General features: G+C 25.2%; 14 protein-coding genes and 2 pseudogenes. 2 read left to right on the top strand and 14 right to left on the bottom strand.

All coding sequences use genetic code 11. From position 1 onward, the window contains the following. Positions 1-479: 479 nt before the first annotated feature. The 12 genes and pseudogenes from IC214_RS20010 to IC214_RS19960 form a co-directional block, all read right to left on the bottom strand. Entirely contained in the window at positions 480-914 is a 435-nt protein-coding gene (locus tag IC214_RS20010) for a hypothetical protein (protein ID WP_227824919.1), read from the bottom strand. A gap of 395 nt (positions 915-1,309) precedes the next feature. Continuing rightward, positions 1,310-1,523 (bottom strand): annotated as a pseudogene (locus IC214_RS21280) (hypothetical protein); the annotation flags it as partial. Then, entirely contained in the window at positions 1,519-1,719 is a 201-nt protein-coding gene (locus IC214_RS20005) for a helix-turn-helix domain-containing protein (RefSeq protein ID WP_413926685.1), read from the bottom strand. The pseudogene IC214_RS21280 and the gene IC214_RS20005, both read right to left, overlap by 5 nt. A gap of 147 nt (positions 1,720-1,866) precedes the next feature. Then, positions 1,867-3,264: a DUF4116 domain-containing protein gene (locus tag IC214_RS20000; RefSeq protein WP_227824921.1), complete on the bottom strand. Its 1,398-nt coding sequence runs from the start codon at positions 3,262-3,264 to the stop codon at positions 1,867-1,869. A gap of 207 nt (positions 3,265-3,471) precedes the next feature. Next, positions 3,472-4,248, bottom strand: a complete 777-nt coding sequence (locus IC214_RS19995; RefSeq protein ID WP_227824922.1) for a DUF4116 domain-containing protein — start codon at positions 4,246-4,248, stop codon at positions 3,472-3,474. Positions 4,249-4,464: 216 nt separating this feature from the next. Beyond that, the gene (locus IC214_RS19990) at positions 4,465-5,238 is read right to left on the bottom strand and encodes a DUF4116 domain-containing protein (protein ID WP_227824923.1); all 774 of its coding nucleotides are present in this window, start codon (positions 5,236-5,238) and stop codon (positions 4,465-4,467) included. 194 nt (positions 5,239-5,432) lie between these two features. Further along, on the bottom strand, positions 5,433-5,690 hold the full coding sequence (locus IC214_RS19985) for a hypothetical protein (protein WP_227824924.1): 258 nt from the start codon (positions 5,688-5,690) through the stop codon (positions 5,433-5,435). Between the two features lie 114 nt (positions 5,691-5,804). Then, positions 5,805-6,965, bottom strand: a complete 1,161-nt coding sequence (locus IC214_RS19980; protein ID WP_227824925.1) for a DUF4116 domain-containing protein — start codon at positions 6,963-6,965, stop codon at positions 5,805-5,807. Positions 6,966-7,208: 243 nt separating this feature from the next. Continuing rightward, positions 7,209-7,433: pseudogene (locus IC214_RS19975) on the bottom strand (hypothetical protein); the annotation flags it as partial. Between the two features lie 232 nt (positions 7,434-7,665). Continuing rightward, positions 7,666-8,679: a DUF4116 domain-containing protein gene (locus IC214_RS19970; RefSeq protein ID WP_227824926.1), complete on the bottom strand. Its 1,014-nt coding sequence runs from the start codon at positions 8,677-8,679 to the stop codon at positions 7,666-7,668. Between the two features lie 231 nt (positions 8,680-8,910). Continuing rightward, entirely contained in the window at positions 8,911-10,566 is a 1,656-nt protein-coding gene (locus IC214_RS19965) for an AAA family ATPase (RefSeq protein WP_227824927.1), read from the bottom strand. Positions 10,567-11,152: 586 nt separating this feature from the next. Next, a complete protein-coding gene (locus tag IC214_RS19960; protein ID WP_227824928.1) occupies positions 11,153-11,875 on the bottom strand; it encodes a DUF4116 domain-containing protein in 723 nt (240 codons plus the stop codon). Between the two features lie 399 nt (positions 11,876-12,274). Between IC214_RS19960 and IC214_RS19955 the strand changes: the two genes are divergently transcribed. After that, positions 12,275-12,622: a hypothetical protein gene (locus IC214_RS19955; protein ID WP_216187986.1), complete on the top strand. Its 348-nt coding sequence runs from the start codon at positions 12,275-12,277 to the stop codon at positions 12,620-12,622. A 77-nt stretch (positions 12,623-12,699) separates the two neighbouring features. On the opposite strand, the gene IC214_RS19950 is transcribed toward IC214_RS19955, so the two are convergent. Then, on the bottom strand, positions 12,700-13,653 hold the full coding sequence (locus IC214_RS19950; protein WP_227824929.1) for a DUF4116 domain-containing protein: 954 nt from the start codon (positions 13,651-13,653) through the stop codon (positions 12,700-12,702). A 166-nt stretch (positions 13,654-13,819) separates the two neighbouring features. Next, positions 13,820-14,149 carry a hypothetical protein gene (locus tag IC214_RS19945; RefSeq protein ID WP_227824930.1) on the bottom strand — a complete coding sequence of 110 codons (330 nt, stop codon included), beginning with the start codon at positions 14,147-14,149 and terminating at the stop codon, positions 13,820-13,822. Between the two features lie 153 nt (positions 14,150-14,302). Here IC214_RS19945 and IC214_RS19940 point away from each other — a divergent pair, with 153 nt between their 5' ends. Further along, on the top strand, positions 14,303-14,611 hold the full coding sequence (locus tag IC214_RS19940) for a YgzB family protein (RefSeq protein ID WP_227824931.1): 309 nt from the start codon (positions 14,303-14,305) through the stop codon (positions 14,609-14,611). Positions 14,612-15,078 lie beyond the last annotated feature (467 nt).

The raw sequence follows: 15,078 nt of genomic DNA, 5'->3' as shown, positions 1-15,078 counted from the left end.
TCTATAATACATACTATCACAATACTTAATAGATTTTAAAAACTAATTAAATGTTACCTCTAAGTGTAGTGCTAAGTATTAATTCAATCAACAAACTATCTTGTGCCACTACTTCTATACACATTTCATAGATTTATTTTTTGTATATATAACAAATTCCATAGAAATCTTTTTTATTTCCACTAATTCTATTTTTTCATTTATATATCTATTCTCAATATTTTTTCATATTAATATATCTCCATATTCTAAATATAATAAATTTTCATTTAAGATATCTTATTTTTTTAGGTTTGTGGTATAATAAAAGCAAGAAGAACTACAATCTATTTTGCGGTAGAGTGAAGTTCTATAACTGAAAGTTATTTTTTAAATTTATGGAATTTGATTTAAAAATCAAATTCCCAGCCACTTTTACTCTTGCCACGAGTAGAAGAAAAGAGAGATATCTATTAATTTAGATATCTCTCTTTATGTTGTTAAAATTGTTTTAAGAAATCAAGATATATTTTCCTATGGACATTAACTCCTTTCTCTAAATCAAAACCTCCATCTGTATTATAAATTCTATATATGAATTCTTCTTTAGTAATATTGTTTTGACATCCTATAGTAAATAACCACTGACCATTTTTCTTGATAACAAATACTTCTCTTGTATTACCCTGAGCTTCTAAGTATCCAACCCCAAACTCATCTAAATATCTATCCTTGTCTTTTATATACTTAATTGAACCTCTATTCTGTTTTAGGGATTCTTTACAAACTATGTCTGTCTGCTCTGTTACAAAACGAACAATAAGCCCATTTTTTCTTACTGCTTCAAGACATCTCTCTGGGGTTTGTTTTTTTATAAACTCTAAAGCCAATCCATTATTCTTTACTGCTTCAACACATATTTTGTATGATAACATACTATTTTTTCATATTATTTATAATAACTATACTGATTTTATTGATATTTTAATTTTTTGCACTTTATTTTATATTGTTCTGTTTAATATCATACTCAATTTACATCAAACTAATTGATATTTATATTACATATTATTTTTATATGTTAGTTTAGATAAAAATACATATATTTTAAATTAATGGCTTTCTATCTTCTTAAGTTTGTGCTATAATAAATAAAAAATATAATCAATGTTGGGACAAAAAGTTACTCTTTGTGCGGGAGTGGCTTTTTGTTTTTATATACCCATTTTCAAATTTATTTAAATTTAAGTAAACTACTTTGAACTACTCCACCTTAACTACCTTTGGTAATATTTGAAGGTGGAGATTCCTATTCGATAGTACTTTTGCACTAAGCATTCATAGGCTCTAAGGGCTGTTCCATCCCCACTAATCTTAATCCTTCTTTTAGTATATTTATACTGGCATTTATATCCCTGTATTGCACTTGCTAATTTATGATTCTTAATCATATTACTCACTTTCAAATCTTCTAAACAAATTATTTGGTTTTCTCTAATTAGTTTAGTTGATATCTGATGTAGGTAATCTTTCCTTTGATTAGCGCCATTCATATTCTTTTTTAAGCGATGGAAGTTTTTTAATTAAATCATACTTTGAATATGACTCACTTTCATTTTCATATTTTTCTTTTTGAAGTGCTAACATGTGATTATACACAAACCTCGAACATCCAAAAGATTTTTCTATTATTTCTTTTTGAGTTTGATTTGGATATATTCTAAACTTAAAAGCTTTCATCTGTATCATTTCTTCACCTCCTTTAGTTTATATTAGCATATTTCAGACTTACATCTCCACCCTACTTACGTTGAGGATGGAGTATTTCGCCTGCCTTGGATAAAGAGCCATCTAAATTAATAGATAGCTCTTCTATATTAAAGTTTTTTAATTAAATTGTTCTAAGAAATTAAGATAAGTTTGTCTATGAACATTTATTCCTTTTTCTAAGTCAAATCCGCCATTGTCATTATAAATATTCTCTATAAACTCTTTTTTAGTTATCTCATAACGACACCCTATTGTAAATAACCATGTACTATATCTTTTAACTGCTATTACATCTCTTACTTTACCTTTACCTTTTAAATATCTAACTCCAAACATAGTTTCATATTTTTCTTTGTCTTTAACATATTCAATTGCATATTTATCTTGCTTTAATGCTTCCAAACAAATTGCTTCTGTCTGCTCTTTCACATACTGTAAAGTTCTCCAGTAAAATTTAACTGCCTCCATACACATTTCTTCTGTTTGCTCTCTCACATATTTAATAGCCATTCCATCTTGTTTTATAGCTCTTAAACATATTTCATCGAGCTGTTCTCTCACATACTGTAAAGCTAAGCCATTTTGAGTTACTGCTTCAAGACAAATCTCTGGAGTCTGTTTTTTTACATAGTATAAAGCCATACCATTTTGTTTAACGGCTTCCACACAGATTTTTTCGTATTGATTAAATATAAATTCTAAAACTAATCCATTTCTTCTTATAGCTTCTAAACAAATCTCTGGAGTTTGATTGTGTACAAATATTAAAGATTTTGAGCATTGTCTTACTGCTTCAAAACATATTTCTGCTGTTTGTTCTCCAACGTTTTGTAGAGACCATCCATTATTTCTTACAGCTTCAAGGCATATTTCTGGAGTTTGTTCTTTCACATAACACAAAGCAAAGCCATTTTGCCTAACTGCGATTAAACATATTTCTTCTGTTTGTTCTTCTATGTCTTGGAGAACATATCCATTTTGTTTAACAGCTTCTATATAAATATCCCTCATTTGTTCATCTGAAAGATTAAGTTCTTTTTTATTTACAAATATTAAAGCGTTTGGAACTTGTCTTACAGCTATTAAGCAAATATTTTCAATTTGCTCCTTTGATAGATTGTCCTTTAATTCATTCCACTTTACATATTCTAAAGCTAATCCATTTCGTTTTACTGCCATTGTACAAAGGTCTATAGTTTGCTTATCTATATATTTAAGGGATAAGGCATTTTCCTTTATTGCCTCTATGCACATGTCTTTTGTTGGATTATTTATATACTCTAATGCTCTGCCATCTTCTTTTACTGCAACTAAACAAATTTCTTCGATTTGCTCTTGAGTTAAATTAAGTTTATCCCACTTAAAAAATTGAATCATTAATCCATTCTTTTCAACTTTCTCTACACACATTTTATAATTTTGTCTTTTGGTATTAGTTAAATAACTTATTTGTTTATTTATATTTTTTAAGCTTTCTTTTAACATAGCCCTCTTTTCTCCTTTATATTGATTCATTTGTCTGACCCCTTCTAAAATTATTTTTATAAAACATCTTATCTATAATAAGTATACTTATTTTCTCATTTTTTCACTACTTGTTATAATAAATATACAATATTAATTGTTTATATAAAATATATTAAACTAATTTTACTTAATCATAAATATTTAATATAATAAAAAAGCCTTCTGCTAATTTAGAAGACTCTTTTATATCTAATACTATTTCTTTTTATTTCTTAAAAACTTAATAGCACGCTTAACTCTTTTTGGTGCTTCTGTATACATTTCATTTAGCTCTTCTTTTGAATATATTTCTTTTAATTCATCTAAATCTATATATTCCAAAGCATCTATATCTTGCTTTAAAGCTTCAATACATATTTCTTCAGTCTGTTTTTTAGATAATTTATTATTTAATTCTTCCCACTTTACAAACATAAGAGCTCTACTATCCTGTCTTATAGCTTCTATGCAAAGTTCATATGTTTGCTCTTTTATAAAAGTTAAGGCCCATCCTGTTTGTTTTACTGCAAGTAAACATACTTCATACGTTTTATTCTTTACATATTCAAGTGCTAATCCATTTTGTTTTACTGCTTCTATACAAATTTCATCAAGTTGTTTGTCTACATATATTAAAGAACGTCCATTCTGTTTAACTGCTTCAATACAAATCTTATACATTTGATCTTTTGAGAATTTATCTATCTTTACATGTTTAAGTGCATTACCATCTTGCTTGACTGCTATTAAACATAATTCTTCGGTTTGTTCATCTATATACTTAAGTGCTTTGCCATTTTGTTTTACTGCTTTTAAATACAAGTTATATATTTGTCTCTTATTTAAATTTAACTCCTGCCACTTTACATATCTTAATGCAGTACCATAATTCTCAACTGATCTTAAACACATTTCATAGTCCTGGTTCTCTATATACTTTAAGTTATAACCACAATGTTTAACAACCTCTAAATAGATGTCTCTCTTTTTCATTTTATACGACCTCTTTTCAACTTATATTTAATAAAACTTTTTTATTTAATATAGTTTTGTATCACTATTTTTATAAAATTATATAAGTTGATTTCTTTAGATTTGTCTATATAATATAAGCAGTATAAAAATCTTTCAACTTTAGTTAAAATGAGATCACTATCCTTTAGACTTAATAAAGAAAAAGCTACCTAAGTTAATAGATAGCTTCTTTTATTAGTTAAGTTGTTCTAAAAAATCAAAATATACCTGATTATAAGCATCTATACCTTTTTCTAAATTCAAATCATTAATAATAGAATGAATATAATCTATAAAATCTTTCCTAATCATATCTATTTCATAGTCTATAGCAAATAGCCACTGATCATTTTTATTTATAGCTATTACTTCGCTTATATCTCCTTGAGGTTCTAAATATTTTATATTAAATTCTTTTAAATATTTTTCTTTCATATCTATAAACTTAATTGCAAATCTATCCTGTTTTAAAGCTTCTCTACATATCTCATCTGTTTGATTATTTACATACTTAAGTGCATATCCAGCTTGTTTTACTGCTTCTAAACATATTTCTTCAGTCTGTTCATTCACATATTTTAAAACTCCCCCATTTTGTTTTACTGCAATTAAACACATTTCTTCTGTTTGCTCTTTTGATAAATATTCAAACTTTACATATCTTAAAGCCCATGGATTTTTTCTTACTGCTTCTATACATATTTTTTCAATCTGCTTTTCAGATAATTTATTAGTTAATTCATCCCAATTTAGATACTCAAGTGCATACCCATCTTTCTTTACTGCTTTAAGACATAGTTTATTAAGTTTCTCTTTAGACAAATTAAGGTCATCCCATACAACAAACTGTATTGCTAAACCCCATTTTTCAACTGCTACCATACACATTTCATAAGTTTGATTTTTAATTTTTTTTAAATAATAAGGATAACTTTTTACTCTTCCTAAATCTATTTCATACTGTCCCATAATATTATCTCCTTTTTTATTTCTAAGTATTTTGTATACTATATACAATATCATAAATATTCTTTATATTCAATATTTTTTTAATATTTTGTATATTTCTGTTCTAATATTTTATTTTTTATAAATAAAAATAACTTACTAAATTAATAGACAGCTATTTTTTGTTATTAAAAATCATCCTATCTTTTTTAATTTTATATTGTAAGAGCTTCGTTTCCTACATCTACTACTGATTCATCCTTATTACTTTGTACTAACCTCAATCCTATAGCCCTTTTTTTATGCAATAATTCATGTTCTAACTGTAATTCTTTTGTCATTTCAAAATTAATATTAAAAACAATTGAATTAGCTACATTTAATTTAAGACTATAACCTAAAAACTTTGAATCTTCATTCATAAATAATTTATCAGACGAGACAATTTCATTTAATTTATATTCTTTTATCAATTCTATGTCTTCTTTTTTATTATTTGATTTAAAGTTTATTTTTAATTTTTTATAATAAGAACATTTATATTTTATATAAACAACCGAACTTAATAAATTAAGCTTATCTCTAATTTAATATTTAATATCAAATTCTTTTAAATATTTTTTATTTTTTATGTATATAATTGCTCCTCTATCCTGCATTAACGCACATTTACATATCTTAGAGGTTTGTTTTCTTACATATTTCAGCAAAGTCCCATCTTGACTTACTGCCATTAAACATATCTTCTCTGTCTGCTTTTTTACATATTCTAAAGACCAAGCTTTGTTTTTAATAGCTTCTAAGCATATTTTCTTTGTTTGTCTTTTTACCATTCTTAATAAAGTCCCATTTTGTCTTACTGCCATTAAACACATCTCCTCTGTTTGATTTTCTACATATTCTAAAGACCAAGCTTTATTCTTAATAGCTTCTAAACAAATTTTCTTTGTTTGTCTTTTTACCATTCTTAATAAAGTCCCATCTTGACTTACTACAATCAAACAAATTTTCTCTGTTTGATTTTCTACATAATAAAAAGCTGATACATCTTTTTTTACTGCCTCTATACAGATTTCTTCAGTCTGTTCTCTCACGTACTCTAAAGCTCTACCATTTTGCCTTACTGCCTCTATGCATATTTCATTAAGCTGTTCTTTTGAGAATTTACCTTCTAATTCAGTCCAATTTATATAAATAAGAGACAATCCGTTTTGATTAACTGCGATTAAACATATTTCATTAAGCTGTTCTTTTGAAAATCCGTCCCCCTTTATATACTTAAGTGCTTGTCCATTCTGTTTGACTGCTTCTTTGCATATTTCTGGAGTTTGTTCTTTCACATATTTAAGGGCACCTCCACATTGTTTGACTGCTTCTACATATATTTCATTAAGCTGTTCTTTTGAGAATTTTGCCCAATTTACATACTCAAGTGCTAATCCGTTTTGTTTTACTGCCTCTAAGCATATTTCTACTGTTTGCTTTTTTACATATATTAAGGCTCTACCATTTTGTTTTACTGCCTCAAGATATATCTCATCCGTTTTATCTTCTACAAATCTAAGTGCTGAAGGATTTTGTTTTATTGCTTCTAAGCATATTTCTTTTGTTTGCTTTTTTACATATTTAAGTGCAATTCCATATCTTTTAACTGCTTCTATACACATTTCATCTGTCTGATTTTCTATGTGACTTAAATATCCTGGAACTTGCTTAATTTTTTTTAAATCTATATCCACTTGGTTCATAACACACACCTCATTTAATAATTTATATATCATAATATATATTCCTTATATAAATTATTAATAAATCAGGTATCTTTAAAATATCACACTCTCCCATATACATTATTGTTTTAATTAATTTACAATAAGTATCTTTCTTTTGTTATTTACTTAATACATATTTAAAAACTCTATTTTTACATACATAGTTTTTTATTTATAAACAATAATAAAAGCTATCTAAATCAATAGATAGCTTTTATATTAATCAAATTGTTCTAAAAAATTAAGATATACTTTTCTATGAACATTAATACCTAATCTCAAGTTAAATCCACCATTATCTGTATGGATTCTATATATGAATTTTTCTTTGGTCATTTTAAATTGACAACCTACTGTAAATAACCACTCTTCATTTTCTTTTATTGCTATTACTTCTCTTACTTTACCTTGTTTTTTTAAATATTTAATATCAAACTCTTCTAAGTCATTCCCAGTATTTATTTTTTATAAAAACTCTATCTTATACTGTAACTATAGTAAGCCTTTCTATTTTTTATAATTTTATTATCTATCCAAAATAAAAAAGATTATATATTAATTTAGATAATTATTTATAATTTATTTTTATTAATTTTATTTTTATATTTATAATTATTTTATAAAATTTATAATTATTTAAATATATAAATTTATATTTAATAAAATCAGTTTACATTTAATAAAAATCTTTTAAAAAATTAAGATATCTTTGCCTATGAACATTTATTCTTAATTTCAAGTCAAATCCACCATTAGTGTTGTATATTCTATCTACAAATTCTTCCTTTGTAATATCTCTTTGGCAAGCTATGGTAAATAACCACTTATTATTTTCCTTAATAGCTATTACTTCTCTTGTATCTCCTTGTTTTTCTAAGTATCTGATATTAAATTCTTTTAAACATTTATTTTTATCTTTTATAAACATTATTGCATGTTTATTCTGCTTTAGAGCTTCCATACAAATTGGTTCTGTTTGTTTATTTACATACTTAAGAGCTAAGGCATTTTGTCTTACTGCTTCAAGACAAATTCTCTCATTTTCTTTACTTGAAAATTTATTTTTTATCTTATTTAACTTTGCATGAAAATATTTAACTCGATTACTGGAACATTCATATAATTTTTCGTTTCTATTATTTGAAAGTTTATTCCATCTTACATACTTCAAAGCTGGTCCATAATTTTTCACCGCTTCAAGACAAATTCCTTCTGTTTGATTTTTTATATATTTTAAAAAACGACCATTTAACTTTACTATTTCTAAGTACATTATAGCCTGATCTTCTACAATACTTAAATCACATTCAGTTTTTTTTAGATATTCCAAGTAAATAGCCTTAATTTCTTTTTGCGTTAAATTAATCTCATCAAATGGCATTTCTTTAAAAATTTCTGGAGCCTCTTTTATTACTTCTATACATATCTCAAAAGTGTTTTTAGGACACCTATAGAATTTTACTACTTTATCAATAACTCTCAGCATTAAGCAATTTTCTTTCACTGCCTCCACACATATATTATTTATTTCTTCATATGATAAATTTACTTCACCCCATCTTATATCCATAAAATACAGACCATTCCTTCTCACTGCTTCTATACACATTCCATAGGTTTGTTTTTTTGCATTTTTTAAATCCCCTGGATATTTTCTTATCCAATCTAAATCTATTTCTTTTCTAAGCATATAACCATCCTTTTTGTAAATTATTATTTATACAAACAAAGTATTTTTATTTATAATAATTATATCACATTTTTATTGTTTATATAAAATATTGGAATCTTACTTATTTAATGTTATAATTAAATTGCTTAATTCTATATATATTTAAACACAAAAATCACTACTGTATTTTTATTCAAAACAAAAAAAAGAAGTACTTAATTTTAATAATTAAGTACTTCTTTTTTTTTGTTATTGTTCAAAAATCATTTCACATTCTTTATTATAAAAAGAAATTCCTACTTTTAATATATTATTTATTCCTAATGCTAATAATTCATTATCATATTTTTTATCATTTATCTGTTTTAGTGCGATTTTGGCATCTTTTAATAAGAATTCTTCTTTATCAGATTTTTTAAATTCCATTATAATTCCTAATTTAGATACATCTTTAGGTATTATAAGTAGGTCTGCCCTTCCATCTCCAGCTTCTCTATTTGACTTAATTATATAATTATCTGAAAGTAAAGCCATAATACCAATCGTAAACACATGATAATATTGTTCACTTTCATCGCCTTTTAAATCAAAATAACTAAATACTCCAGCTAATATTTCTTTAAATCCTTTCTTAAATGATTCTGTATCTCCTTTTATTAAACTTAAAACGATAGGAATATATTCTTCAATTTTCATATCAATATTAAACCATTTGATTATTTCATTCTTAAAAAAATGCAAAACTTCCTTATTGGGAATTACTAAACCAACTTGACCATAATCATATTCATTAGATATTTTTAAATATCCACTAAAATATAGTAAACTCCATGGAGAAGTTGACTCATCTGCAATATATCTAAATGCTATATTCTCATCAATAATATCTATTACTTCTTCTCCACTTATAAGTTTTTCAATACCATCCTTGTGTTTAATATTTACCAGTTCTACAACTATATCATTTGAACTGGTATTTATCCAATATGGTTTTTCAATATAATCATTATATTTAGATGCATTTTCTACATACTTCATTATTGACCATGGATTATATATTTCAGTATCTCCAAACTTATAACCATCATAATAATCCTCTAATGATTTTATATTTCTATCTATACTAAAATAATTAAGTATCTCTTCTACTTCTCCTTTAGTAAATCCAAAACAACTTTCATACCCTTTATCTCTAATTGTATATACACTTAAATTATTTAACCCTGAGAAAATACTCTCTTTTGCTACTCTAAGAACTCCAGTCATAATTACTTTTTTTACATGTATATTATCTTTTATTGAATTTGAATAAAACGCCTTCATAAAGTTTATTATTTCTTCATATATCCCCTCTGTATATGCTTTATTAACAGGAGTATCATATTCATCAATCAATAATATTGGTTTTTTACCAGTAGTTGAATGTAATATCTCAGATAGATATGCTACAGATTCAATTAAATCCGAATCCTTATTAGAATCTAATATACGTTCAAACTTTTTAGCTTTTCTTGCTGGTAACATATCTATTAAATAATCAAAACGGTCCAACTCATTTTTTATCTTCTTTACAATAAGCTCTTTTAAACTTTCTAAATCATTTATATCACAACCGTTGAAACTTATAAATATTACTGGATATTCCCCTTGCTCATTCATAATTTCTTCATATTTTGAAATCTCTAATTTTCTAAAAAGCTCCCTATTCTCTTCAGCCTCTTTATTAGAAAAAAAGTATTTAAGCATACTCATATTTAAAGTTTTCCCAAACCTTCTTGGACGAGTTATTAATATGTACTTATTATCATTCCATACTTCTTTTATAAACAAACTCTTATCAATAAAGTATGCACCACTATTTATATATTCTTTAAAGTCAGATGTTCCTATCTCAAAAAATTTCATATTTAGCACCTCTCTTATTACCTATTTTAACCTGATTTATTTTTTATTAAAAGTTTTTTTAATTTTTTTCAAAATTTTTTATACATTTAGTTATGTATTTGTCAAATACCCCTCTACGATATAAAAATCTTATTGTTACAAACAACATAACTACTAACCAGAAAAATTGCCTTACTCAAAAAACATGCACAAAAACTCAAATATATAAATCCCAAACATAAAACCACTCCCTTTTTATTTTTTTATTTAATAAAACTTTTTTATATGTATTATATATAAGTATAGTGATTTACTTTTATTTTTATAATTTATATATCTTGCTATTTACTTAGTATATATACTAAGTAAATATTAGATTTTTTGATATAAATACAACCTGGTTAATAATTAGTAACTTTCTAATTTTATTAATAAATATCAACAAAAAAATAAAAGACCATCTTTGTTTTTAGGTGGTCTTTTATTTTTAACTTTTAGTTAATACAAATAAGCAATAATACAATTTTATTTTATTATATCAAATATATTAGCCAATAGTCAACATTCATGAATAGCCTTAAAAATAGTATCTATTAATTTTTTATATTTAAAATTGCTTTAAAAAATTAAGATAAACCTGCCTATGAATATTAATCCCTTTCTCTAAATCAAACCCTCCACCTTCATTATAGATTCTATCAATAAAAGTTTCTTTAGTAATGTTTTCTTGACAACCTACTGTAAATAACCACATTCCGTTTTCTTTTATAGCAAATACTTCATTTGCATACCCTCGTGGTTCCAAATATTTGATATTAAACATTTTTTCATACTTTAATTTGTTTTTTATAAATTTAATTGAATATTTATCTTGTTTCAATGCTTCAAGACATATCTCTTCTGTTTTATTCTTTACATACTTAAGAGCCATCCCATCTTCTTTTACTGCCTCTATACATATTTCTTCTGTCTGTTCTTTTACATACATAAGGGCTTTCCCATAATCTTTTACTGCACTTAGACAAATTTTATTTGTTTGTTTTCTTATATATTGAAGAGACGACCCCCAATCTTTTACTGCCTCTAAACATAATCTTGGAGTTTGATTTTGTACATAGGATATAGTCCATGGTAGCTTTCTTACTGATATTAAACATAAACTATTAATCTGCTCCTTACTTAGATTGGGTTCAGCCACTCCTATATATTTAATATATAAAGGATTTTTCTTTATGATATTTAACCACATCTCATAGCTTTGAACTTTATAATGCTTTAAATCAATTTCATCTCCCCTTAACAAAGTTAGTACCTCTTTACTTTTAAACATGCTATTTCCCCTTTTTAGAATTATTTTTATAATACATATTTTTATTCATCATAGTTTTATGTTAATTTTTTTATAATACATATTTTGTGTTTAATATATATTTTTTATTATAGAAATATATTGTTTATAAAAAATATTGTATTTTATTTCCTTTGATGTTATAATTAATCCATAACTATTTAATATATTTATACTTTTTCTTGAAGTATCCGAATGGTCATTTGGAATATAAAAAAGACACTCGCCAATGTCTTTAAAATAAGTTAAGAAAATTTGATGATTAAATTTAAAAACATGTTAGTTAGCACAACATAGTCTGCTATCAAACATAAAAAATTCAAAAGGGATATCTAAATTAATAGATATCCCTTTTGAATTTTTTATAGAAAGGAGTATTTAATGAAAATAGCTTTTTCGATATTAACATATAGGCCTATGTTTACATCACTAAAAAAGATAAACATAGCTATACTATATAAGGATATAAAAAATAAAATAGCATATTTTGAAACAATTACTAATTGGGATATTATTGAGATATTTGATAATGAAATTGATGTGGATATTTTTAAAATGATTATAATGGGAATGAAATCACATGCAGAAAGAAACTTAAAAAATTATAATCTTGAAGATTATATAAAAAGATATAATAATGAACTTAAGTTTGAAGAAGTTTTGTGTGAAGAAACAGATTCCTTAAAAGAGTTTATGAAAAAAACAAAAAAAATCTACCTTAAAGTATAACAAAATGAATTTATATAAACATATATAATAAATAAAAAAGTTATCTAATAGTTTAGATAACTTTTTTATTTAACTTATTAAACTGCTTTCTTATCTGGGAATTGATCTAAAAAGTCTATATAATATTGTCTATGAACATTAACTCCTTTCTCTTTGTCAAACCCTCCACCTTCATTATAGATTCTATGAATAAACTTCTCCTTAGTAATATTATCTTGGCATCCTACTGTAAATAGCCACTCCTCATTTATATTAATAGCCATAACTTTTCTATCATTTTTTGAAAATTTAATATTAAACATTTTTATATATTTACTTTTATCTTTAATAAACACAAGTGCTCTTGATGTCTGAGTTAATGCAAGTTTATGCATTTCATCAACTTCTGACTCAGTTAACTTTAATTGGTCCCATTTTATATACTGAATAGAACGTGCATCATTTTCTACTGCTTCAATACAAATCTCTTTGGTCTGATTTTTTACGTATTTTAAAGATTCTCCATCTTGCTTGACTGCTTCTAAACAAATTTTATACGTTTGATTCTTTACATACTCTAAAGCAAATCCATCTTGTTTTACAGCTATCATACATATTCCTTCAAATTGTTTCTTTACATAGTAAAGAGCAAATGAATTCTGTTTTACTGCTTCAAGGCATATTTTAGGTGTCTGTTTCTTTACAAGTTGTAATACTGTACCCCATTGTTTTACTGCTTCAATACATATTCTTTCCGTTTGTCTTTTTACATATTTTAAAGCCCATGGATTTTCTCTAACAGCCAGTAAACAAATATCTTCTGTTTGTCTTTTTACATATTTTAATAATTCACCATCTTTTAAGACTGCTTTTTTACATAGATTATTCCTTTGTGTTTTAGATAAATTAGTTGTCTTCCATCTAATAAATTGTATTGCTGGCCCCCAGTTATCTATCGCTTGGAGACAAATCTCATAATTTTGTTTTTTAACAGTTCTTAAATAGTACCCATCTTCTTTTACCATTTTTAAATCAGCCTCATATTTGTTCATATAATATCTCTCCCTAAAAAATTTATATTAATAAAACTAATTAAAAGTTTTTATATTATACATATTCTTTATTTGAGATATAATTTTGTTTATAAATAATTTCAAGATTATAATCAACAATTCATATAATTAACTCATCTTGTATTAGTTTCAGCTTTTTTTCAAATTAGATAACTGTATATATTACGATACTATCTTTTAATGGATATAATTCTTTACCACAAACATCACAATAAAATCTACCTGCTATAGAATTAAGTATTTTCGTTTTTGGATTAATACAACTTTGACAATATAACTCATATCCTCTTTTAATAGCTTTATCTTTAACCATCTGTTCTAACATCGTATATACATCTTCCATAGCCAAATTGAGCTTATCTTTAATAATGCCTGGATATATTATAGTTCCCTTACTTAAACCCCTTAAAATGGCTTTTAATTCATCAAATTTACATTGTTCTAATTGTTTTCTAACTTTACAATTTTCTATCAAAGAAATTCACCCTCTTTAAATTTAAATACTATATATATTATATATATTACCATTTTTATTGTTTATATAAAATATATTTGATATAATTCATGTATATTAAATAGTTAATAAATGGTAAAGTTATATTTAAACACTGAAAGATTGGAGAAGTTTATGAATACTATAGTTAAATTATTTAGGGAGTCTAACCAAGAATATTTATCCACTGCATACCTATTATTAAAAAGTGATGATTCTACTGAGGATATATATGAAGAAATTCATTCAATGTTAGAGCTTAAGACAATACAAAAATTCGAATTTGTTATATGCCCACTATGTGCTTCTGAAACGAAAGTAGAATCCAGTTTAGGTGAATATATCAGATGCTTAAACTGCAATGAATTTATAATTACAGACTTTATAATAGAAAAATTTAAAATTTCAACTAAGGAGGATGAATTAAGGTTAAAACAGGATTAACAAGACAAATAGAGAAAGCATTAAAATATAGTACTTCTAAAATAGGTACTTTTGGATGTTTTGAGGTTACAATAGGTATTAATGGCAATGAAAGAGTTGATTACATGACTTATGATACAAAAGGTATTTGGAAGTGTTATGAAATAAAAATATCAAAGAAAGATTTTTATAGTAAAGCCAAAGTAAGTTTTTGTCAATAACCCACCTCTAAAGAGGTAGGCTTGAAGTTATCTACAAGTCATATTGACCAGATTAAGTTTTAAACTACATTATTAAGGTCATAACACCTACAAATGCTTCTCCAGTTTGTAGCCTCTGTTGCATATTATTAAACAGTTTGTGGGTACAAACAGTGTAATATGCTATCAAGCCTTAATAATATTATCGAGGAGAGCAGTTTCTAACTGCGTTACCCATGAAGTTAATTTCTTAACTTCATAGAGTTTACTCTTAAAGGAGGTTTTTTA

The organism is Clostridioides sp. ES-S-0190-01, from assembly GCF_020658275.1.
Taxonomy (GTDB): Bacteria; Bacillota; Clostridia; order Peptostreptococcales; family Peptostreptococcaceae; genus Clostridioides.
This window is presented reverse-complemented; position numbering and strand designations above follow the sequence as displayed.